The sequence below is a fragment of the Bradyrhizobium sp. McL0615 genome, assembly GCF_049993905.1.
GTDB lineage: Bacteria > Pseudomonadota > Alphaproteobacteria > Rhizobiales > Xanthobacteraceae > Bradyrhizobium.
The window spans coordinates 2424338-2445066 of sequence record NZ_CP188254.1 but is presented as its reverse complement, the minus strand read 5'-3'; the positions used below and the strand labels follow the sequence as shown (position 1 = coordinate 2445066).

Below are 20729 nucleotides of genomic sequence, written 5' to 3'. Positions count from 1 at the left end.
TGTTTCCTCATCCCCGGGGTGTTTGCTCGAATACCCAACGCGGCAATCACGTAAAATTTCCATTCCATTAATCAATAACCTGCCGGGCAAATATTGCCTAGTGCGACCAACCCCGCAATTTCTCTCGGCAATCTCTTCTCAGCAACTATACCGATTAAGTCGATTTTTACTTTGCCGGGTCAATGTACCGCCAGTCGGTTGTTTAGTCCCGCGTCGCCGACAGCGTCGCCTGAGTCAGAGTAATTGAGTCATGGTAGTGTCGCGTCGCGGGGCGTCTGCAAGGGCGCCCCGCACTAAATTCGAGTATGACTCCAGCGCTCGCATCGTCGTCGGCGATTGCGTCGCCGAGATGTCGAAGCTGCCGGCCGGTTCGGTCGATCTGGTGTTTGCAGATCCGCCGTATAACCTGCAGCTGAAGGGCGACCTCAAGCGCCCCGATGAATCCCATGTCGATGCCGTCAACAACGACTGGGACAAGTTCTCATCCTTTGCCGCCTATGACGATTTTACCCGCGCCTGGCTGCTCGCCTGCCGCCGGATCATGAAACCGTCGGCGACACTGTGGGTGATCGGCTCCTACCACAACATTTTTCGCGTCGGCTCGATCATGCAGGACCTCGGCTTCTGGGTTCTCAACGACATCGTCTGGCGCAAGACCAATCCGATGCCGAATTTCCGCGGCCGCCGCTTCACCAATGCCCATGAAACCATGATCTGGGCCGCGCGCGACGAAAAGGCCAAGGGGTATACGTTCAATTATGAAGCGCTGAAGGCCGCCAACGAGGACGTGCAGGCGCGTTCCGACTGGCTGATCCCGCTCTGCACCGGCGAAGAACGCCTCAAGGGCGCCGACGGCAAGAAAGTGCACCCAACCCAGAAGCCAGAGGGCCTGCTGGCGCGCGTGCTGCTGTCGTCGTCGAAGCCCGGCGACCTCGTGATCGATCCCTTCAACGGCACCGGCACGACCGGCGCCGTGGCAAAACGTCTCGGCCGCCGCTACATCGGTTTCGAGCGCGACAAGACCTATGCGAAAGCGGCCGAAGAGCGCATCGCGGCGGTCGAACCGCTGCCCGAGGCGACGCTGGCGCCATTCATGACCGCGCGCGACGCTCCCCGCGTGGCATTCTCCGAACTGATCGAGCGCGGCATGATTCCGCCCGGCACCAAGCTGGTGGATTCCCAGAAGCGCCACGGCGCGCTGGTTCGCGCCGACGGCGCCATCATGCTCGGCGACAAGGTCGGCTCGATCCACCGCATCGGTGCGGTGGCCCAGGGCTCGCCCGCCTGCAACGGCTGGACCTTCTGGCACGTCGAGACCAAGAACGGCCTGAGGCTGATCGACGAGCTACGCGCCGAAATCCGCTCCGGAATGGCGGCGGGCTGAGCCGCACGACCGGGGGCATCACCGGACATTTGCAGGCGCGTTGCATTAGGGCACGCCAAAGCACGACAGCGTGCAAAAACCTCGACCGCTGTGCCGCGAAATGCGGCCTGCCCATCGCCAGCGCAACTACCCCCGATCAACCGGCATGGCTGCCGTGTTCGGCGCGCAGCTAGCCATGCGCCTTTTCGTCCTCGTTTAGGTGCATAGTTGCGACATACATCATCCCGGTTGAGATTACGGCCATGCGCACGCGAGGCTCCGAGTCGCTCATTGTACTGCCGCTGCTGCCGATTTTCCTGATCGGCTTGTTTCCAATGCTGCTGTTGAGTTTGCTGGGCCCCGCCGGACTGATCATCCTCGGTATCCTGGTCGCCAGCGCGGGCTTGACCGACATTCTGGACGCCAGCGGCACCTTCAGCGAACAGATCATCGTCCACGGTTATGCCAAAGGAACGGAACGCGCCGGGCAACGAACGGCGCTGCGTTCGGAAATGCGCTTCGCATCCGTGATGATCGCGGCCGGTGCCGGCCTTGCGGCCGCGGGCATCGGCGGTCTGGCGCTGTCGTAGGAGCCGGTTTCGCTCGTATCGACCGTCCGGACACCACCCCGGTCACAAACTCGTCGCTTGCGCACCCCGTAAAATTTGAGCATGGACGTGACACACGGCGGCAATGCCGCCACCTGCCGCAACAAATTGTCCTTGCAAGAAGCAATGGGGGAAAATTCCAAATGCTCAAATTCTACTTCAATGGATCGCCTAACCCGACCAAGGTCGCCCTCTTCCTGGAGGAAGCCGGCCTCGCCTATGAGGCGGTGGCCGTCGACACCCGCAAGGGCGACCAGTTCAAGCCGGAATATCTCGCCATCAATCCGAACGCCAAGGTGCCGGCGATCGACGACGATGGCGTCAAGGTGTTCGACAGCAACGCCATCCTGCTCTATCTCGCCGAAAAGACCGGCAAGTTTCTCCCTGCCAACACGCCGGCCAACCGCGGCGAGTTGCTGTCATGGCTGATGTTCGCGGCCACGGGCGTCGGCCCCTATTCCGGCCAGGCCGTCCACTTCAAGCATTTTGCGCCGGAGAAAATCGACTATGCCCATAACCGCTACCAGTTCGAGGCGCAGCGGCATTTCGGCATTCTCAACGACCACCTCGCCGGCCGCCGCTACATGGTCGGCGACACCTATACCATCGTCGACATGGACGTCTGGGGCTGGGCCCGCATGCTCCCCTTCGTGCTCGGCGACGATGCGGTCGCGAAATATCCCAACGTCAAGCGGCTGGTCGACGAGATCATGGCACGTCCTGCGGCGGCCAAGGCGATCGCGCTGAAGGACAGCTTCAAGTTCAAGGCCGAGATGGACGACGAGGCCCGCGGCAACATGTTCAAGCATCTCGGAATCAAGGCCGCCTGAACGGATCAATGCCGATAAGTCGTAGGGTGGGCAAAGGAGCGCAAGCGACGTGCCCACCTTTTTCTTTTCCGATGCATCTCCGTAGCCCGGAGAATGGTGGGCACGCTTCGCTCTGCCCACCCTACGAAGCTACAGTGTGTCTCAAACCGCGACCGCGAGCTTCCGCTCTGCCGGGAATGGACCGAGCACCCGCACGACCAGCGCGGAATCGCAGTACTCCTTGATCTCCTTGATCTTGCCGTTCTCGATCCGCCAGACCATGCAGTATTGATTGTCGTAACGCTCCCCGGACTTGGTGACGTTGTCGCCGCGGGCTTCGACCACGACATAGTCGCCCTCGGCGATGAAGTTGAACGCCTCCGTGCGCGGCCGTCCGGCGGCGAGCTGTGATCGCAGATGACCCAGCAGGCCGTTATTGATGGCCTCGCGACCCCTGAATTCGCCAGACCAGGAATATTGCCCGGTGACGATCCAGGTGACATCCTCGGCGAGATTGTCGATAAAGGTTGTTCCGCTGCGATTTGCAGAGTCCGTGTAGATCTGCTGCACCAGTTTCTTGTTGTCGGCTGAGCTCATTGATTGTCTCCGTTGTTGAGAAAGGACCGCGTTCTCCGCGGTTGATGAACATCAGGCCGCCGGAAACGGCCGGCTGACATCGGGCTCGAGCGGCATACGCAGGCCGTTGGCGAGATAGCCGACCGTCCGGTAGTAACCGGCGAGCAGCAGCAGCTCGAGGATTGCTTCATCTCCGAACGCCGCTCGCAACACCGGCCACAGTTCGTCGCTGATGTCGCAGCTGTCGTGTAGTTCGTCGGCGAGGCGGATCAGCACCGCATCGTTGGCCTCCCAGCAGGCGCTGTCGGCATTGCCATGCACGGTGGCGCTGACTTGCGCTGCGGTCAGTCCCGCCTCGCCGGCAAAATAGTGCACGCGCATGCCCCATTCATATTCGCAGCCGCAACGCGCCGTCACGCGATGCAGCAGAACCTCGCGCTGCCGGATGCTGAGCCTTGTTCCGGGAAGATAGCTCGGCGCGCCGCGAATGAAGCGCTCGAACAGTTCGGGATGGCGCGCAAGCGTCGTGAACAGGCGAAAGGGCGGCATCCAGGATCGCGGCATGCGATCGAACGCGGCCTGAACCTTGTCGGGATAGGGCGGAGCGGCCGGCTCCAGTCGTGCGGTCATAAGGGCGGGCCTCGATGTTTCGGATGTCACCATCCTCCGCCTCGACCGCCCATTCTTCCAATCGATAGTGAATATGATATATATTCATTTCATGAATTTGAATTCGCTTGACCTCAATCTGCTGGTCGCGCTCGACGCGCTGCTCAGGGAAGCCAATGTCAGCCGCGCCGCGATGCGGATCGGGCTGTCGCAACCCGCCGCCAGCCATGCGCTGCAGCGGTTGCGCGACCTGATCGGCGACCCGCTGCTGGTGCGGACGGGGGCGCGGATGGAACTGACGCCGCGGGCGCAGGCGCTGCGCTCACCGCTGGCGCAGGCACTCGATCAGGTGCGCTCCCTGTTCATTACCGACGATTTCGACGCCGCGCGGAGTGAGCGCCAGTTTCGCCTGATGATGCCTGATCTCGCGGTCGAGCTTTTGATGCCGCCGCTGATGGAGAAGATCACGAAGCTGGCCCCGAACGTCCGGATCGACGTGGTGCCGTGGCGGCGGCCGGCGATCTTCACGGCTGAGTTCGCCCGCACCATCGACATGGTGATCTCGATCGGCAATGCCTTCACGGGGTTTCACCGGCAACGGCTTTACACCGACAGCGACGCGCTGGCGGTGCGGCGCGGCCACCCCGCCGGCGCGCGGCTGAAGCGGACCGAAACCTTTCTCGACGCGCGCCACGTCGCCGTCGTGATCCGCGGCCAGAACGAAGACCTGATCGACAGCTGGTTGCGCCCCAAGGGCATCGAGCGGCGGATCGCGCTGGTCGTGCCCGGCTATATCGAGGCGTTGCACGTAACCGCGCGCACCGATCTCGTCGCCTTCGTGCCGCGCCGCCTGATCGGGGCGCTGTCGAAGCAATTATCGCTGACCACGATCGCGCCGCCGCTCGATCCGGGAATCGACGAGCAGTTCATGTTCTACCCGACCCGTGCCCAGATGGACCCCGGCTCGGTCTGGCTGCGCAACATCATGCTCGGCATCGGCCGCGAGATGGAGCGCGGCAAGCGGCCCACACCGCGATCAGCATAATGGAAAAAGCAAATGCGAGCTGAATTGAAGTCCCTCTTCAGTCCCGATGCCGATCCGTTGAAGGATTTTGCGCCAACCGGGCCATTCGGCATATTAGTTATGGCAATGATCGGACCTGCTGGCCAAGGAGGCCAGGAGTCATTCGATTTTATGCTCTGCACACCCGATTGGTTTGCTTCCAATATCCGCGAAGACTTCAAGATCGGAAGGCATCACCTGTTCGTTCGAGACTTCGATTACATGCAGTTGAAAAAATTCGTTCAGGAATATTGTGAAGGCTGCGGCGAAGCCCCGACCTGGAGTGCTTTGGCGGAAAAGCTGGCTCGTCTCGGAAAGTGGGAATTTGAGGACTACGTTCCATATCGGGCCCCACCACCCGCATGGTAGCTGCGTAGTCAAATAGGGTGGGCAAAGCGAAGCGTGCCCACCGTCACAAGCGCGAATGGAGAGATGGTGGGCACGCTGCGCTTTGCCCACCCTACAAGCTAAGCGCTCAGGCCTTCGCCTCGGCGAGCACCTTCTGCACTGCGGGCCGTTCCGACATCCGCTTGCGGTGCGCAGCGACCTTCGGCAGCGGCGCAAGGTCGACGCCGTCGCCTTCCAGCCAGAGCGCAATCGTATACAGATAGGGATCGCAGACCGTGTACTGCTCGCCCATCACCCACGGTCCCTTCAGCATGTCGCGCTCGATCAGCGCGAACGCTGCGGCCATCGTCTCCGGCACCTTGCGCTTCATGTCCGCGAACGAGGTCTCCTCGACCGCCCAGCGATAGCCGCGCATCTTGTGCGCGTGATTGATGTGCACCGTGGAACAGAGATAACTGTTGAAGGACTGCGCCTGTGCAAACGCGAACGCGTCATCGGGCATCAACCTGGCCTGCGGAAAGCCTTGCGCAATGTAGGCGAGGATCGCCGGCGTTTCGGTCAAGGTGCCACGCTCCGTCACCAGCGCCGGCACCCGCCCCTTCGGATTGATCGCAAGATATTGCGGGCTGGTCTGCTGGCTGTTCTTGAAGTCGAGCCGCTCCGCCGTGTAGGAGGCGCCCGCCTCTTCCAAAGCGATGTGGGACGCCAGCGCGCAGGTGCCGGGGGCATAATAGAGCTTGAACATGTTGATCCTCTCGGTGGGACCCAGGAGGTTAACCGCGCGTCTGCCTGCCGTCCATCCCCGCAGCGTTGCAGCGCTCTGCACCCACGCATACCCTGGCGTGCAGCCAGCCTGCGCGTGCCAGAAAGGCGTTCACGCCGCGCGACGCTGAAGCTCTCCCTTGATGTAGACGCTGACGATCGTGTCATCGGCGGGATAATGCTCGGGCGCGACCGCCGTGATCTGGGCCTGAATGCATTTCCACGCGCCGTTCTCGAACAGGTAGGTATCGGTATAAGTGGTCATGCCGGTTACTTCGTTTCCATCGCGGCGGCGTGTGGCTTTGTTGGTGGAACGCACCAGCGCCACGTCTCCGATGACGGTAATGAGTTCATCGCGGACGTCCCAGTACACGATGACATCAGGGTCGAAGGCCGTTGCCCAGTATTTCAAATAGGTCGCGCGATCCCAGCGCTGGCCCGTGGGCCAGATGTTGATGAAGGCGGGATGAAGAATGGCGTCGTGCGAAGCCACGTCGTTGGTCACGAAATTATGGATGAAGCGGGCGTTCAGCGCCCGAAGTTCGTTCATCGTCTCGGTCGATTGATGACGGCTCGGAGCAAGTTGCATTTCCATCTCCTTCAGGTTTCGTCAGGGGGCGAGTTGGCGCGCCTTCGCGGCGGTCACCTCGTCCGCCGGGAAGAAACATTCGATCTTGATCTGTTGCAGCACGGCGTCCATCGGCATCGCCAGCGTCGTAAAGGTGGAGAAGAAGGCGAGACGATAGTCGCCCTTGGCGAGATGCATGGTCATCACCGGTGACGACGCCGACACTTGTCGCGGAAGCCTCCATTCGGCCGACAGACCGGGATAGGCCATGATTTCATCGAGCAACTGCGCCGCAGCGCGGCTTCCTTGCGCGACGTCGCGATGAAGGATCTGGATCAGCTGGCCGGCGAACTCGTCCCAGTTCACGATGAACTGCCGCAACCCCTTCGGATGGAAGGCGACGTGCATCGCGTTGTCGGCCACCCTGGCCTCCATCTCGTACGAATCGCGAAACGGCTTCAGCAGGCGCGCCGAGCCCTGGTTGCGCATGCGGACGTCCCAGCGGCCGTCGACGACAATCCCCGGATACGGCTCCTGCTGGCGCAGGATGAAATCCAGCGCCTGCCGCACCGGCTGCAGATGATCGGCGGCCAGTCCCTTGTCGCTGTAGGGCGGCACGAAGCCTGCCGCGACATGCAAGACATTTCTTTCTTCGAGCGGCAGATCGAGCGCGCTGCAGAGCAGTTGCACCATCTCGCGGCTCGGTTGCGAGCGGCCGGTTTCCAGAAAGCACAGGTGTTTGGCGGAGACATTGGCATCCACCGCCAGTTCGATCTGGGTAAGGCGGCGCACCTTTCGCCAGTGCTTCAGCAAGCTGCTGAAATGCCCGGCCGGGACAAATGGCGCATTCTGGTTTGGCGCATCCATGCCCGGTAATCTAGACCATGGTGGCGGAAGAGCAATTACCTCGGATGTAAGTGACGATCCGCCATTTTGCTGCAAGAGTTGAACAGGCAGTCCCTGCGTGACGGACATTTCAATCGTGCAGGAAAACCGGGGTCGGCGAGGATCATCTCCATGGACGGCAACGCGATCACGACGGCAGTGACACGGTACATGGAGGCATGGAACGAGCGTGAGGCTGCGGGCAGAGACACGCTGCTGGAACAGTGCTGGAGCGACAGCGGCGTCTATCTCGATCCGAACGTTTCGCTGACCGGACGTGAGGCCCTGGGCCGTTACATCGCCAAGGTTCGGGCCACCCGACCCGGCGCGCGGCTGGAGTTCATGAGCGGCATCGACGTGCATCACAACGTTGTCCGGTTTCTCTGGCGCCTGGTGCGGGCGGACGGGACGCCCGGCGACACCTCGATCGATTTTGGCGAGATCGGTCCCGACGGCCGGCTGGTCAAAATCGTCGGCTTCTTCGGTGCTCCGCCACCGCTTGGTTAAATCGTCCGAAGCCGTGAGCCCGGCCGCCGGCAACCTTCGCAGTTGCCCCCTTGCCGTCTCTCATGTCATGACGCCCAGACAGTAAGAGGGGCGTAACATGACTGTTCTCATCGCGGGCGGCGGCATTGGCGGGCTGACACTGGCCCTCAGCCTGCACCAGATCGGCGTGCCCGTCAGGGTCTTTGAAAGCGTGCCAGAGCTGCGGCCGCTCGGCGTCGGCATCAACGTGCTGCCGCACGCGGTGCGCGAATTGATCGAGCTCGGCCTGCATGACGCGCTCGACGCGGCTGGCGTCCGCACCAAGGAACTCGCGTATTTCTCCAAGCACGGCAAGCCGATATGGAGTGAGCCGCGCGGCATCGAGGCCGGGTACAAATGGCCGCAGTTTTCGATCCATCGTGGCACGCTGCAGCAGATTTTGCTCGACGCTGTGATCAAACGGCTGGGCAAAGAGAACATTCTGACCAGCCATCACCTCTCCGGCTGGACCGAGACGGAGAACGGCGTCCGCGCCGAATTCATCGACAAGGCGACCGGCAAATCGCAAGGCAGCCACGATGGCGTGCTGCTGATCGCGGCCGACGGCATCCATTCGGCGGTCCGCGAAAAGCTCTATCCCGGCGAAGGCCCGCCGATCTGGAACGGCCGCATCCTGTGGCGCGGCATAACCGACAGCGACGCCTTCCTGTCCGGCCGCACCATGATCATGGCCGGCCACGAGATCCTGAAATTCGTCTGCTATCCGATTTCGAAACAGGCCGACAGCGCCGGCAAATTCAGGATCAACTGGGTGGCCGAACGGCACATGCCGCCGACCTATCAGTGGCGGCGCGAGGACTATAACCGAACTGCTGACCTCGAAGAATTCCTGCCCTGGTTCAAGGACTGGAAATTCGACTGGCTCGACGTGCCCGGCTTGATCGAGAACTGCCCGCACGCCTACGAGTATCCACTCGTCGATCGCGATCCCGTCGCGCAATGGACCTTCGGCCGCGTCACGCTGATGGGCGACGCCGCCCATCCGATGTACCCGATCGGGTCCAACGGCGCGTCGCAGGCGATTTTGGACGCCCGCGTCATCACCCGCGAAATCCTGGCGCATGGCCCGACCAATGCCGCGCTCGTGGCGTACGAAGCCGAGCGCCGGCCAGCTACGACCGACCTCGTGATGCTCAACCGCCGCAACGGCCCGGAGCAGGTGATGCAGATGGTCGAAGAGCGCGCGCCCGACGGCTACAACGTCGTCACCGACGTGCTGTCGTTGAAAGAGCTGGAAGACATCGCCGCCAACTACAAGCGCGTCGCCGGCTTCCAGGTCGAGGGGCTCAACGCCAAGCCGCCGATCGTCCAGCTCACGCGGGAAGCGCCGCGGGCCGCGAGCTAACCGACGGGCCGATCGCCTTCGCCGTCTCGACCAGCCGCGCGCTGGTCGTGGCGGTCGCCAGCAGCGTGCCATCCGCGGCCGTCAACCGCCCTTCCACAAAGGCAACGGTCCTGCCGAGCTGGGTGACTCTGGCCTCGCCGGTGATCGGCCCCGGCTTGGCGGGGCTGAGAAAATTCACCGTCATGGTGATGGTCGCCGTGTAGAGTTTTCCGTCCGTCATGGTGAACACCGCCGGCCCCATGGTGTCGTCGAGCATCGCCGAGAGAATGCCGCCCTGCACGAAGCCGGCCGGGTTGCAGAAATCCGGTTTGCCGTCGAAGCCAATGCGGATCCACCCCTCCTTCGGCCGCGCGTCGAGCACGTGCCAGCCGAGCAGTTTTGAAGACGGCGGCATGGGGATATTGTCGAGCGCGGTGCTGATCATGGCAACCTCCGTGAGGCATTGATCTACCGCGGGCCTGCTGCCACCGTGGTGTCAGCAAGCTGCGCACGTTGCCTGTCAGACGCCGGTTGCCGATTTTGACAGCTTCCAGATTTGAGGGCTGGCGCTCGCAGCGGCGATCTCCTCGGCAAAAATCATCCTGGGCATTGGCGTGATCACCGCGCTGATCGGGCTCGGACTGGCGATGGTCATTTCCCGGCGCATCGCACGGCCGATCATTTCCATCACGCAGGAAGCCGACCGGATCGGGCGCACGTCGGGCCCGACCATGCTGGCGGCATGGCGACCTTGATGATCGACATCGATCATTTCAAGAAGATCAACGACACCCACGGCCATGCCGCCGGCGATGACGCGATCAAGCGGATCGCGGAAATCATCGATCAGTCGATCCGCACCACCGACAAGGCTGCCCGCTTCGGTGGCGAGGAGTTCGTGGTGCTGTTGCGCGAGATCGACCAGGAGACCGCCCTGCTGCTCGCGGAGCGGATCCGGCGCTCGATCGAGCAAACCACGATCAAGCATGGCGAGACGAGTATTCCAGCGACCGTCTCGATTGGCGTTGCGATCAACGCGGAAGGTGACCGCGACGTGCAGGACATGATCGAACGCGCCGATCAGGGCCTCTATATCGCCAAGAAGACCGGCCGCAATCGCACCGTCCTGACGCCGGCGTCCAAAGAACAGGACGCCCGCGCCGCCTGACTTCGTTGAGTGCTCTCGCCTTCGTGCCGTCGACGTGTCCTCCACGTCCGCCTTCGACCAAAGCTCGACTAATTTGGGCGCCTCTCTGTCCGATTCCGTTTCTTCTTGCGCATTGATGAAGTCCGAGGTCCCGCCACCGAAACGCTTCCAGACTGACTAGGGCCACTTTCGCGCAATACGAGTAGTGCATTGCGGACGAGTTCGAGCGCCGGTTCGTTCGGCTTATTGCGGTGCTCGATCAACGCAAGTGTGCGCGATAGTGCCGGCCGCAATGGCCGGACGACGAAGTCGGAACTATGCGCTGCGATTGCTACCTCCGGCACGATCGCCATGCCGAGATTGGATGCAACGGCGCTCGTTAACGCCTCAACCGTTCCAAGGGGCATGGGCTGCCGGGTCTGGGGACCGTGCCCGGCGAGCCATCCAATAACGAGCGCATAAGCCGCGCTGGTTTGCTGCTCCACCAACAGATGATGCTTCGCTACATCGCCAGGCGTAATCACGTCTGGAAGATTGCGCGTTCCTGCTGGAAATATCGCGAACATATTCTCTGCGCAGAGCGGGGTGATTTTGAGCTGCTTCTTCTGAACCGGGAGATTCACGAGCGCTAAATCGATCCGGTTATGGATGATGTTGTCAACACTGGTGGGCGTTGGCGTATTGGTGATGACCAAATCAATACCGGGATGATCGAGTCTTATCTGGCGCAGGATCGGCGGCAATTTGTAGACCATAGAGGTCAGGGTCATGCTGATCCGCACGCGTCCGATCCACCCTTCGCGAAATCGCCGCATCGCCGCATCGATAGAGTCGCACTCGCGAAAAACGCGCCGTGCGGCTTCGATGAGCTCACGACCCGGAACCGTGGCGTGTGCTTGCTTTCCCAGACGCTCGATCAGCTTCAGACCAAATCGCCGTTCAAGTTCACGTATCTGCAAGCTGATCGCTGGCTGCGTCAGGTGGAGCCGACGCGCGGCCGCAGAAAAACTGCCGCACTCGACCACTTCGAGGAGAGTCCGCAACTGGTCCAGGCTAAGGCTCCGCACTCAAAGATTTCCTTATCAAAATGATATCAATACAAAATTTGCCTTATCTCCTGGCTTCTTGCAAGTAATCTCCGCGGAAGGGCATGTGCGACGGTCCCCGACGACCGGTCCCGGCCCCCTTTTCAAAAACGGCTGTGCGCGGGTTTACGGAGCAACATATGCAGTTCCACTTTTCCGACCACGTGCTGGATGCGCGGCTGCGCGAGCTGACCCGGGCCGGTGAGAATGTCGGCGTCGAGCCGCAAGTGTTCGACTTATTGGTCTACCTGGTCGAAAATCGAAATCGTGTGGTCAGCAAGGACGATCTCATGGAGGCTGTCTGGGACGGCCGCATCGTCTCTGAATCGACGCTGACGAGCCGCATCAACGCCGCGCGCAGAGCGGTTGGCGACAGCGGCAAGGATCAGGCTGTCATCCGCACCATTGCGCGAAAAGGCTTTCGCTTCGTCGGAGACGTCAACTTATCCGCGATCGCCCGGAAGGAACCGCACGGCGAGCTGCTGCAGTTGGAAACCGCACCGCCTGCGGCCCCCTTCGAAGGGCCGGCATTCTCCCGCCCGGCCATAGCCGTGTTGCCGTTCGTCAACCTTTCCGGCGAAATCGAACAGGACTATTTTGCCGATGGCATCAGCGAGGACATCATCACCGCTCTGTCCAGGCTCCGCTGGTTTCATGTCATCGCGCGTAATTCGTCGTTCACTTACAAGAACAAGGCATTCGTACTGAAGCAGTTGGGCCAGGATCTCGGCGTCGATTATATTGTCGAGGGAAGCGTGCGGAAGGAAGGCAATCACGTGCGCATCGCCGCCCAATTGTGCGAAATAGCTACCGACCGCCATCTCTGGGCCGAACGCTATGACCGCGACCTGGAGGACGTATTTGCCGTGCAGGATGACATCACGCACGCCGTCGTCGCCGCGATTGAGCCGCAGCTATATGCAGCGGAGAATTTCCGGAGTCATCGCAAGACGCCGGACAATATGGCAGCCTGGGACCTCGTCATGCGTGCGCTTCAGCACTACTGGCGCGTTACCCGGCAGGACAATCTCGTGGCACAGGCACTGCTGGAGAAAGCCATTGACGTCTCTCCTGGTTATGGCCAGGCGCTGAGCCTGCTGGCTGCCTGCCATGCCTTTGCGGCTCACATGGGTTGGGAAGAAATGGCTTCTTCCATCAATGTGGCTGAACGTGCCGCGCTCGCGGCGATCCGCGCCGACAGCGAAGATGCCTGGGCGCACTATGCGCTAGCCTCGGTCTATCTGTTCGAGAAGCGGTTCGATGATTGCATTGCCGAATTCGAGCTGGCGCTGGAGTTGAATCCGAATTTTTCGCCGGCACGCGGCTTTTATGGTCTGGCCCTCGCGTATCGGGGGCGTTGGGAGGAAGGTGACTACGCCGCACGTGAGGCGCTGAGGTTCAGCCCGCGAGACCCGTTCGCCGCGATCTACTGCGGCGTTGCCGCCTACTGCCAATATGTCGGCGGCCAATATGGAGAGGCGATGCGCATGTCCCGCGAGGCGCTGAGGCAGCGCAGCGATTTCGTCGGTGCCCATCGCGTGCTCACCGCAGCCGCGGCTCTGGCCGGACAAGCCGATATCGCGAAATCAGCGCTGGCAGATCTTCGCCTGGCGCAACCTGGGATCTCGCTGAGTTGGATTGACGAACAGATGCCGTGGGAGAGCGATATCGACAGGCAGCATTATCTGGAAGGGTTTCGGGCTGCCGGGTTGAGTTAGCTTGGGCGTTCTTGTCATGGCTCCAAGCTGGTCCGGGCATTCGCCTGACATCGATTAAGAGCCTAAGCCGGGAATATCCTGGCCCCGAAAGCAGTCTCGCTGTTGAAGCGCAGCCGATACTGCATGGAGGGCCCTATGATCAGGTTCCCACTGCTTGTTCTCGTCGTCGTGGCAATGGCAACCCCGGCGTTTGCACATGACATCGTCCGCGACGCCGGCACCTACGCCATGAACGAGACGGCAACCAGGCCGTGGTCGGCGCCGGTTGGCCATCGCCAGCCACGCGCAGTCGACGTTCCCGTATCGGCCAATGTGCACATCGATCCCGAGGACGCGATCGTCGATCGCAAGATCAGAGGCGTTTGTCGGGGCTGTTGAGGCGCGGCCGGAACCGCGCTACTTTCCTGACATCGCAGGTAAACTGAGCGACGGCCCCGACCTCAGCCGAGCGCATGCGCAGTAGGCATCAAACGCGGGTAGGTGGAGGTCTGAAGCATCAGCGCTCAATAGGCGCATCCCGCCATCTGCGCACCCAGTCATGCTCAGCAAGATCGGGAGCGATCTCCTCTATGAGCCTCACCACTTCCTCTTGCACGCCCACTAACATTCCCTCTAGAACTGCGCGGCCCACTTGCTCGACTGCCGGGTTCGGCTGCCACTCCGTCTGGGATATGCACGTCGCATTGTATGCGTTTCCTGCGGGAGAGAATTCTATCTTGCGCTCAATACCTTGCTCATAGAAGTCAATCTCGGTTGCCGCGCCAGCTTTTACCGCCCGTAAGACATCCGGTAGCTGCTCTAAAAGAATTGCAAGATCGGTGCCCACATCGACAGGCCAACGATCTTGACCAAATCCGGCAACGACAAATTTCCCCTCCTTCGCAACAGTTCTGCACAGATCCGAAAGGATCGATCTTATATCTTCCGTTTCTGGGTCGTACGTCCGGGGAGTTGCGCGCACGTTGGTAATATCAGGAAGTTGCAAAGCGATATGTAGCGACGGTCGCATCATGGAATCACCGGAAAAGACGTATCATTCGCGCTCGGCCCATGAAGAAATGATGAAGCGGTCCGCTTCGGGTCTAAGGGGTCATTCACGTAGCGAACGTTGCACGTTTGTCCGGACATCGTATTTTGTGGCACCTCCGAGATCAGTCCAGCCCGTGCGCGATCGCCTTACGCATCACGTTGGGCAGCGCCTCGTCGGCCAGCGTTGCGACCGGCACCCAGCGCATGCCTTCCAGCGCACGCGTACGCGCGGGGACGTTAGCCGTGTAGACCACGAGTTCGAGCGGGAAATGCGTGAACACATGGGTGACGACGCCGGCCTTGCGGTGCCAGCGCGTGATCCCCTTGAGCACCGGCGCCTGGCCCAGCGCCGACTTGTCGTCCTGTTCGGCCAGCCATTGAGAGCCCGGCACTTCGGTCATGCCGCCGAGCAGGCCTTTTTCGGGGCGGGTTCGAACCAGCAGTTCGTCGCCGCGCGTGACGATGAACGCCGCGCCGCGGCGTAGCGTACCGGTCTTCTTCGGCGCCTTGCGCGGAAAGGTCTCCTGGTCGCCGCGTGCGCGCGCCGCGCAATCCGCGTTCAGCGGACACAGCGCGCAGGCTGGCTTCTTCGGCGTGCAGATCGAGGAGCCGAGGTCCATCAGCGCTTGCGCGCTGTCGCCGGCGCGAGATGGGCCGAGCAATGTCGCGGCCAGTTCCTGGATGCGCGGCTTGGCCTGCGGCAGCGGTTCCTCGACCGCGTAGAGCCGCGACACCACGCGCTCGATATTGCCGTCGACCGGCATGGTTCTGATATCGAAGGCGATTGCGCCGATCGCGGCTGCCGTGTAGGGGCCGATGCCCGGCAATTGGCGCAGGCCTTCCTCGGTATCGGGAAACACCCCGCCATGGTCGCGCAGCACCGCGACGGCACAGGCATGCAGATTGCGCGCGCGCGAATAATAGCCGAGCCCGGCCCACATCCGCAGCACGTCATCCTGCGAGGCGCGGCCGAGCGCGGCGACATCCGGCCAGCGCGCCAGAAATTTTTCGAAATATGGCCCGACGGTTTTGACGCCGGTCTGCTGCAGCATGATCTCCGACAGCCAGACCCGATATGGATCGGGCCGCTCGCCCGCCGGCGGCCGCCACGGCAGCCGGCGGCGGTGGCGGTCGTACCAGTCGAGCAGCAGCGCGGGGCGTGAGGCACCGCGGGCGGCGGCCGGCTTCTGCGTCGCGACGATGGAGTGCATGCTCCACTTTAGAATTGGAAGACGGCCATTGCCAAGCCTGGAAGCGCGTCGTCATCTTGCGCCATGACCGCGCGCATGTTTTCTCCAAAATCCGCGTTCCGGCAAAGCCTGTTCGCGACAGTTCCGGGCTTGCGGGATGGAGCGCGGCCTATCGGACGACGCCATTTCCTGCAACGTATCCATCTGGTTCCCCCGACCGGCCATTGGCGCCCCTCCAAAGCTGAAGGGCCGCCAGAACCGCAAGGTTCAGCGCACCGGCCACGCCCGCGACGACAAACGACGGCGTGTAGCTCAGCGACAGGTCGAACAGCACGCCCCCCGCATAACCGCCGGCCGCCATTCCCGCCCACGCGACCATCATGACCGCCCCCATCGCCCCGCCAAACCGGCTTGCCGGAACGACGTCGCGCACGCAAAGCGACAGGCACGTCATGTTGCCGGCAAACCCCAGTCCGAAAAGGGCGGAAAGCGCCATCAGGGACCATCCTTCCTGGAGCACCGGAAAGACCACCACGCAGGCGGTCTGCACGAACGATGCGGCGGCATAGGCCTTCAGAGGGCCTATGCGGTCGGCAATCGAACCGAAAAAGACGCGGCCGACCGCGCCCGAGACCATCGCGACGAGCATGCTGGTGGCGCCGGCGCTGGCGGAGCCGCAGACCGCGCTGACAAAGCCTGCCAGGTGCACCACCGGCACGCCCATGCACATGCAGCAAAAGAAGGCGGCGATCGCCAACATCGCCACCGTGGTGGTTTCGGCCCGCGACGTGGCGGGTGCATCGGCGGCAATGCCTGCGGGAGGCCGAAAACCCTGCGGCCATCGCAGCCACGGCAGGGTGAGCGCGAGCGCAACAAGCATGGCGCAGCCGATTTCGACAAACGCCCATCGCCAGCCGAAAGCCTTGGTGGCGAGGCTGGCGAAGAACGGCAGAAGGCCCTGCCCGGCCGCGCCGCCCGCGGTGACGATACCCATCACCAGCCCACGCCGCTCCGGAAACCACTCCCCGCTTGTCGACAACAGAGGCGAGTACAGCACGGAAAAACCCAGCCCGCCGTAAATCAGGTGGGCGAAGTAAAACAGCGGCAACGAACGCAGCGCGGACATCGCCAGCAATGATCCCACCATACCGGCGGCACCCAGCGCGAGCAGCAGCCGCACGTCCACGCGATCGGACAGCCGTCCCCACCACAAACCTCCGATCGCCATTCCCACCGTGGAGAAGACATATGCCAGGCTCGTGTCCGACCGCGACCAACCGAGTTCGGCTTCCATCGGTCCCATGAAGACCGTGATCAATCCCAGCCCGCCGAATCCCATGGCGACGACAAGGGTCGCGGCCACGACAACAAGCGTGCCACGACAAGCGGCCACCCATGCGCCGATGCCGCGCGCCGCGTCGTGCTGCGCATCCAGGACTTGCGTCATCGCCATTGCCTCTCAAGCCGCGGCACGATCAAGGCTCCGGTGCAGATGCGCCGCGAGGTCCGCGGCGTCACCCGCGGCTCCATCAATGAAGGATGATTTGCGCCGGCGCATGAACGGCAAGCCCATCACGTACATGCCCGGGGCGGCCACGACACCGCCGTCGTGCCGAAGGCGTCCGTGGCGGTCGAGCACGGGCACATCGAGCCAGGAATAATCCGGCCGATAGCCTGTCGCCCAGATCACCGTCCCGATGCCGGCCGCAATCAAGTCCAGGCTGAGTTTCGTCTCGGCGCCTACCACGGTCGGTGCGTCGCGATGGGGAGCCGCAAACTGCACTTCGAGTCCGTTCCCGGTCACCCACGCATCGATGCCGGTCAGCAGGCGGTTCATCTTCAGATCGGCCAGGGCGCAGACGTTGGCAAGCGAGCCCGAGAATTGCGCCCTGCCGTCACGAAGCCCGGCAAGTCGACCCACGAGTTCGACGCCGGCCTGACGCAGGCCGTTGAGATCGACCGTCGCGCGCTCGGGCGTTCCGACGAGTTGGGGCGACGGCAGCCGCCGCGCCCTTTCGATGTTCTCCGCGGCGTCGTATCCGAGATCCATCGCGCCGATGACGTCCATCCACCACTGGATATCCCGGCCACGATAGGTTCGCGGCATCCGGACATGCTCGCCCACGGAAAGCACGACGCGGCGACCGGCGGCCTGGATCTCACGCGCGAGCTGGACGCCGCTCGCGGAGGCGCCCACGATCATGACCCCGCCATCCGGCAGGAGGTCGGGGCGCCGGTACTGCATGGGTGTAAGACTGGCCACGGTGGCGGGCAGGCCCGCGCTCATTGGCGGGACCGAAGCCAGGTTGCACGCCCCACTCGCGATCACCAGTTGGCGGCAGCGCCACGCACCCTGGCTTGTCGACAGTTCGTAACCCTCTCCATCGCGCCTCACCCGCGTAACGCGCACACCCGGCATGATGGGTGCGCGCGAAAGTCCGGCATAGTGCTGCAGGAAGTGCACGACCTCCGACATGGTCATGAAGCCGTCCCGATCCCCGCCGGCATAGGCGTGGCCCGGCAGGCGGCTTTGCCAGTTCGGCGTCAGGAGGCGAAGCGAGTCCCACCGCTCCGTCCGCCATGAATTGGCGACCTCGCCGCGTTCGAGGACCACGTGGTCGATCGAACGGGCTGCCAGATGCCAGCTCATGGCCAGACCGGAGTGGCCGGCGCCGATGATGATCGCGGTCACTGATCTCACGACACTCGTTCCTGACCCGCCATCAGTTGACCGTGACGAAGACGGCGGTCGGATTGGTGATGATGTCGAAGACGGCGGACCGCTTCTGCGATTGCGCGACCAGCGCCTTGATGTCGTCTTCGTCGGCGTCGGCACGGATGTCGAAGTGGACGCGGATGGCGCCGAAACCGTTGCGCACGTCATCGTCGATGCCGAGAATGCCTTGAATGTCCATGTCGGCCTCGAGCGTCGCCTTGACCGAATGAAGCTGGATGCCGCGGCGCTGGGCGATCGCGGCAACGCCCGCGGTCAAACAGCTCGCCAGGCCGGACAGAACCAGTTCGACCGGCGTCGGAGCATGGTCCTCGGAGGCAAAAATCTTGGGATGGTCAGCCTCGACGGTGAACGTCTTGTCTCGGGACTGCTCGGCGCCGAGCCCGAAGAACTTTCCTATCGTGGAGCGGCTGTGGGTGCCATTCAACCACTCGCAACTGGCGCGCCATTTGAATTGCGCGGCTTCCGGCGTCTTCTCCAACGCTTCGCGCGCGCCGAGCAGAGCAGCTACGTTGACGCCGTTCTGAACCTGCTCAGGCGTCGAGTTGCTTGTGGTCATTGATCCGTCTCCATTGTTGTAAGCAGCGGGCTGCCGTCAATCGATGTTTCGCACGCGGGTAAACTGTCAGCGGGCGGCGCAAGGGCTTGTGAGTGGTTTCACAACCCCATCTCCGACATGGAGCAAATCGATGTGAGATGCTTGCAGAAATTCTTGAGAACGGCTTGAGATGTACGCTAGGGCGTCATCCGCCACGCGGAATCCCATCGACCCTGCTGACGGATGTTGCCGGCCATATGGTCGCCATCGATCAGGAGACATTGGCGCACGGACGATGCACGCGATGGTACGGCCGTTCGAGGTCGACGCAGTTCGACAGGCTCATTTGCAAGTGGCGTAACCCCGACCACCGCCGCTATAATCCCCGGATGTCCAAACCCGGTCCGATCTCCGCAAAGCCGCTTTCCGTCCTGCTCGGCGACGTGTTTTCCGACGCCTTTGCCAAACAAGGCTTTGCCGCGCGCGAACTGGTGACGCGCTGGGCCGAAATCGCCGGCGCCGAGATCGCTCGCCATTCCGAGCCGCTGAAGATCCAATGGCCGCGGCCGGTGGAGGGGCAGCCGCAGGAACCGGCCACGCTGATATTGCGGGTGGAGGGCCCGGCGGCGCTGGAGATCCAGCATTCCTCCGACGTCATCCTGCAGCGGGTCAACCGCTTCTTCGGCTGGAGCGCGGTCGGCCGGCTGGCGCTGCGGCAGGCGCCGCTGTCGCGCCGGAAAGGCCCCGCGCCCAGCCGCGCGCCGGACCCGAAATCGGTGGCCCAGGTCGCCGAAACCCTGTTGGCGGTCGAGGATGAGGAACTGCGCGCCGCGCTGGCCCGGCTCGGCGCCGCGATCAAGCGAAATTGAGCCTTTTGCGCAGCGCCACCGCTGCAACCCGCCATTGCCACAACTGGCGTTTCAAGCTAGCGAAGGCTTCTTTTCTTACTTCTTTCGGGCGTGAACGCGCCATTCGGGAGCAGACCTTGATGATCACGCGCCGCGCCTTCACCGCCGCCCTGTCGCTGACCGGGCTTAGCCTGCTCGCCGGGTTCTCGCCGCTGCGGCTGATCACCGACGCGATGGCACAGTCCGCCACCGACGTCGCGAAGCCGGTGTCGTTGCCCGACATGGCAATCGGTCCGGCCAATGCCACGGTCACGATCACCGAATTTGCCTCGATGACCTGCCCGCATTGCGCGGCGTTCACCGAAAAAGTGTTTCCGAAGATCAAGACGGAGTTCATCGATACCGGCAAGATCCGCTTCGTGTTCCGCGAATTCCCGCTCGACATCAAGGCCGCCGCGGGCTCGATGCTGGCGCGCTGCATTGCCAAGGACGACGCCCCGAAATATTTCGCCGTCATCGACCTCCTGTTCAAGCAGCAGGAAGCGTGGGTGGTGAAGAACACCACGGAGACGCTGACCCGGATCGGCAAGCAGGCCGGCCTGACCCAGGCGCAGGTCGAGGACTGCCTGAAGGATCAGGCCTTGCTCGACAAGATCGCGGCCGACCAGAAATATGCCGCCGACGTGCTGAAGGTGCAGTCGACACCGACCTTCTTCATCAACGGCGAGATGCTGAAGGGCGAGCAGAGCTTCGAGGAGTTCTCAAAGCGCATCAATTCGATGCTGAAGAGCTGATTCGGCACCTGCAGATTCATCCGCGCCGATAAGTCCAGCAAAAGACGCCACACAAGCGCCTCAAATCCCTTGGGAAAAGCCTTCCGGGACCGTTGCCCTCCGGCCCCGGCCTCGCCATTGTCGCCGCTCATTAAGCGCCGCAAAGGGCTATCCATCCGTACCGGCATTGCCTTCTATGGTATTGT

General features: G+C 62.6%; 25 protein-coding genes. 13 read left to right on the top strand and 12 right to left on the bottom strand.

The window, feature by feature from the left end; genetic code table 11:
* The first annotated feature begins 250 nt into the window (after window positions 1-250).
* The 3 genes from ACPPVP_RS11740 to ACPPVP_RS11730 all read left to right on the top strand — a co-directional run bounded on the left by ACPPVP_RS11740 (window position 251) and on the right by ACPPVP_RS11730 (window position 2801).
* Window positions 251-1384, top strand: a complete 1134-nt coding sequence (locus ACPPVP_RS11740; RefSeq protein ID WP_426534271.1) for a site-specific DNA-methyltransferase — start codon at window positions 251-253, stop codon at window positions 1382-1384.
* A 242-nt stretch (window positions 1385-1626) separates the two neighbouring features.
* On the top strand, window positions 1627-1953 hold the full coding sequence (locus ACPPVP_RS11735; protein ID WP_426534269.1) for a hypothetical protein: 327 nt from the start codon (window positions 1627-1629) through the stop codon (window positions 1951-1953).
* Between the two features lie 161 nt (window positions 1954-2114).
* The gene (locus tag ACPPVP_RS11730; protein ID WP_426534267.1) at window positions 2115-2801 is read left to right on the top strand and encodes a glutathione S-transferase family protein; all 687 of its coding nucleotides are present in this window, start codon (window positions 2115-2117) and stop codon (window positions 2799-2801) included.
* Between the two features lie 141 nt (window positions 2802-2942).
* On the opposite strand, the gene ACPPVP_RS11725 is transcribed toward ACPPVP_RS11730, so the two are convergent.
* Window positions 2943-3377 (bottom strand): nuclear transport factor 2 family protein, encoded by a 435-nt coding sequence (locus tag ACPPVP_RS11725; RefSeq protein WP_426534265.1) that lies wholly within the window; start codon window positions 3375-3377, stop codon window positions 2943-2945.
* A gap of 51 nt (window positions 3378-3428) precedes the next feature.
* Window positions 3429-3986: a carboxymuconolactone decarboxylase family protein gene (locus tag ACPPVP_RS11720; protein ID WP_426534263.1), complete on the bottom strand. Its 558-nt coding sequence runs from the start codon at window positions 3984-3986 to the stop codon at window positions 3429-3431.
* A gap of 91 nt (window positions 3987-4077) precedes the next feature.
* On the opposite strand from ACPPVP_RS11720, the gene ACPPVP_RS11715 reads away from it, so the two are divergent.
* Both ACPPVP_RS11715 and ACPPVP_RS11710 read left to right on the top strand, forming a co-directional pair.
* Window positions 4078-5010, top strand: a complete 933-nt coding sequence (locus ACPPVP_RS11715; RefSeq protein ID WP_426534261.1) for a LysR family transcriptional regulator — start codon at window positions 4078-4080, stop codon at window positions 5008-5010.
* 12 nt (window positions 5011-5022) lie between these two features.
* Window positions 5023-5397 carry an immunity 8 family protein gene (locus ACPPVP_RS11710; RefSeq protein ID WP_426534259.1) on the top strand — a complete coding sequence of 125 codons (375 nt, stop codon included), beginning with the start codon at window positions 5023-5025 and terminating at the stop codon, window positions 5395-5397.
* A 106-nt stretch (window positions 5398-5503) separates the two neighbouring features.
* On the opposite strand, the gene ACPPVP_RS11705 is transcribed toward ACPPVP_RS11710, so the two are convergent.
* The 3 genes from ACPPVP_RS11705 to ACPPVP_RS11695 form a co-directional block, all read right to left on the bottom strand.
* The gene (locus ACPPVP_RS11705; RefSeq protein ID WP_426534257.1) at window positions 5504-6121 is read right to left on the bottom strand and encodes a glutathione S-transferase family protein; all 618 of its coding nucleotides are present in this window, start codon (window positions 6119-6121) and stop codon (window positions 5504-5506) included.
* Window positions 6122-6250: 129 nt separating this feature from the next.
* Complete coding sequence (locus ACPPVP_RS11700; protein WP_426534255.1) at window positions 6251-6727, bottom strand: nuclear transport factor 2 family protein; 477 nt, start codon at window positions 6725-6727, stop codon at window positions 6251-6253.
* Window positions 6728-6748: 21 nt separating this feature from the next.
* The gene (locus ACPPVP_RS11695; protein WP_426534253.1) at window positions 6749-7573 is read right to left on the bottom strand and encodes a helix-turn-helix domain-containing protein; all 825 of its coding nucleotides are present in this window, start codon (window positions 7571-7573) and stop codon (window positions 6749-6751) included.
* 150 nt (window positions 7574-7723) lie between these two features.
* Here ACPPVP_RS11695 and ACPPVP_RS11690 point away from each other — a divergent pair, with 150 nt between their 5' ends.
* Together ACPPVP_RS11690 and ACPPVP_RS11685 are read left to right on the top strand one after the other, a co-directional pair.
* Window positions 7724-8098 carry a nuclear transport factor 2 family protein gene (locus tag ACPPVP_RS11690; RefSeq protein ID WP_426534251.1) on the top strand — a complete coding sequence of 125 codons (375 nt, stop codon included), beginning with the start codon at window positions 7724-7726 and terminating at the stop codon, window positions 8096-8098.
* 97 nt (window positions 8099-8195) lie between these two features.
* The gene (locus tag ACPPVP_RS11685; RefSeq protein ID WP_426534249.1) at window positions 8196-9482 is read left to right on the top strand and encodes a flavin-dependent oxidoreductase; all 1287 of its coding nucleotides are present in this window, start codon (window positions 8196-8198) and stop codon (window positions 9480-9482) included.
* Here the strand turns inward: ACPPVP_RS11685 and ACPPVP_RS11680 are convergent.
* Window positions 9451-9906, bottom strand: coding sequence for a PaaI family thioesterase (locus ACPPVP_RS11680; RefSeq protein WP_426534247.1), 456 nt, complete (start codon window positions 9904-9906; stop codon window positions 9451-9453). The two genes, ACPPVP_RS11685 and ACPPVP_RS11680, sit on opposite strands and share 32 nt — an antisense overlap.
* 169 nt (window positions 9907-10075) lie before the next feature.
* Between ACPPVP_RS11680 and ACPPVP_RS11675 the strand changes: the two genes are divergently transcribed.
* Both ACPPVP_RS11675 and ACPPVP_RS11670 read left to right on the top strand, forming a co-directional pair.
* Window positions 10076-10216 (top strand): hypothetical protein, encoded by a 141-nt coding sequence (locus tag ACPPVP_RS11675; protein ID WP_426534245.1) that lies wholly within the window; start codon window positions 10076-10078, stop codon window positions 10214-10216.
* Window positions 10216-10629: a GGDEF domain-containing protein gene (locus ACPPVP_RS11670; RefSeq protein ID WP_426534243.1), complete on the top strand. Its 414-nt coding sequence runs from the start codon at window positions 10216-10218 to the stop codon at window positions 10627-10629. The genes ACPPVP_RS11675 and ACPPVP_RS11670 overlap by 1 nt, the downstream gene beginning before the upstream one ends.
* A 68-nt stretch (window positions 10630-10697) precedes the next feature.
* On the opposite strand, the gene ACPPVP_RS11665 is transcribed toward ACPPVP_RS11670, so the two are convergent.
* Window positions 10698-11675: a LysR family transcriptional regulator gene (locus ACPPVP_RS11665; protein WP_426534241.1), complete on the bottom strand. Its 978-nt coding sequence runs from the start codon at window positions 11673-11675 to the stop codon at window positions 10698-10700.
* A gap of 158 nt (window positions 11676-11833) precedes the next feature.
* Here ACPPVP_RS11665 and ACPPVP_RS11660 point away from each other — a divergent pair, with 158 nt between their 5' ends.
* Together ACPPVP_RS11660 and ACPPVP_RS11655 are read left to right on the top strand one after the other, a co-directional pair.
* Complete coding sequence (locus tag ACPPVP_RS11660; RefSeq protein WP_426534239.1) at window positions 11834-13411, top strand: winged helix-turn-helix domain-containing tetratricopeptide repeat protein; 1578 nt, start codon at window positions 11834-11836, stop codon at window positions 13409-13411.
* Between the two features lie 135 nt (window positions 13412-13546).
* Window positions 13547-13789, top strand: coding sequence for a hypothetical protein (locus ACPPVP_RS11655; protein WP_426534237.1), 243 nt, complete (start codon window positions 13547-13549; stop codon window positions 13787-13789).
* A gap of 118 nt (window positions 13790-13907) precedes the next feature.
* On the opposite strand, the gene ACPPVP_RS11650 is transcribed toward ACPPVP_RS11655, so the two are convergent.
* From ACPPVP_RS11650 to ACPPVP_RS11630, 5 genes are all read right to left on the bottom strand, one after another.
* Window positions 13908-14423 (bottom strand): hypothetical protein, encoded by a 516-nt coding sequence (locus ACPPVP_RS11650; RefSeq protein WP_426534235.1) that lies wholly within the window; start codon window positions 14421-14423, stop codon window positions 13908-13910.
* A 139-nt stretch (window positions 14424-14562) separates the two neighbouring features.
* The gene (gene mutY, locus ACPPVP_RS11645; RefSeq protein ID WP_426534233.1) at window positions 14563-15651 is read right to left on the bottom strand and encodes an A/G-specific adenine glycosylase; all 1089 of its coding nucleotides are present in this window, start codon (window positions 15649-15651) and stop codon (window positions 14563-14565) included.
* Between the two features lie 148 nt (window positions 15652-15799).
* Window positions 15800-17083 carry an MFS transporter gene (locus ACPPVP_RS11640; protein WP_426534231.1) on the bottom strand — a complete coding sequence of 428 codons (1284 nt, stop codon included), beginning with the start codon at window positions 17081-17083 and terminating at the stop codon, window positions 15800-15802.
* A 6-nt stretch (window positions 17084-17089) separates the two neighbouring features.
* The gene (locus tag ACPPVP_RS11635; RefSeq protein WP_426534229.1) at window positions 17090-18331 is read right to left on the bottom strand and encodes an NAD(P)-binding domain-containing protein; all 1242 of its coding nucleotides are present in this window, start codon (window positions 18329-18331) and stop codon (window positions 17090-17092) included.
* A 22-nt stretch (window positions 18332-18353) separates the two neighbouring features.
* Window positions 18354-18923, bottom strand: coding sequence for an OsmC family protein (locus ACPPVP_RS11630; protein WP_426534227.1), 570 nt, complete (start codon window positions 18921-18923; stop codon window positions 18354-18356).
* A gap of 368 nt (window positions 18924-19291) precedes the next feature.
* On the opposite strand from ACPPVP_RS11630, the gene ACPPVP_RS11625 reads away from it, so the two are divergent.
* Both ACPPVP_RS11625 and ACPPVP_RS11620 read left to right on the top strand, forming a co-directional pair.
* The gene (locus ACPPVP_RS11625) at window positions 19292-19771 is read left to right on the top strand and encodes a DUF721 domain-containing protein (protein ID WP_426534225.1); all 480 of its coding nucleotides are present in this window, start codon (window positions 19292-19294) and stop codon (window positions 19769-19771) included.
* Window positions 19772-19887: 116 nt separating this feature from the next.
* Window positions 19888-20544, top strand: a complete 657-nt coding sequence (locus ACPPVP_RS11620; protein ID WP_426534223.1) for a DsbA family protein — start codon at window positions 19888-19890, stop codon at window positions 20542-20544.
* Window positions 20545-20729 lie beyond the last annotated feature (185 nt).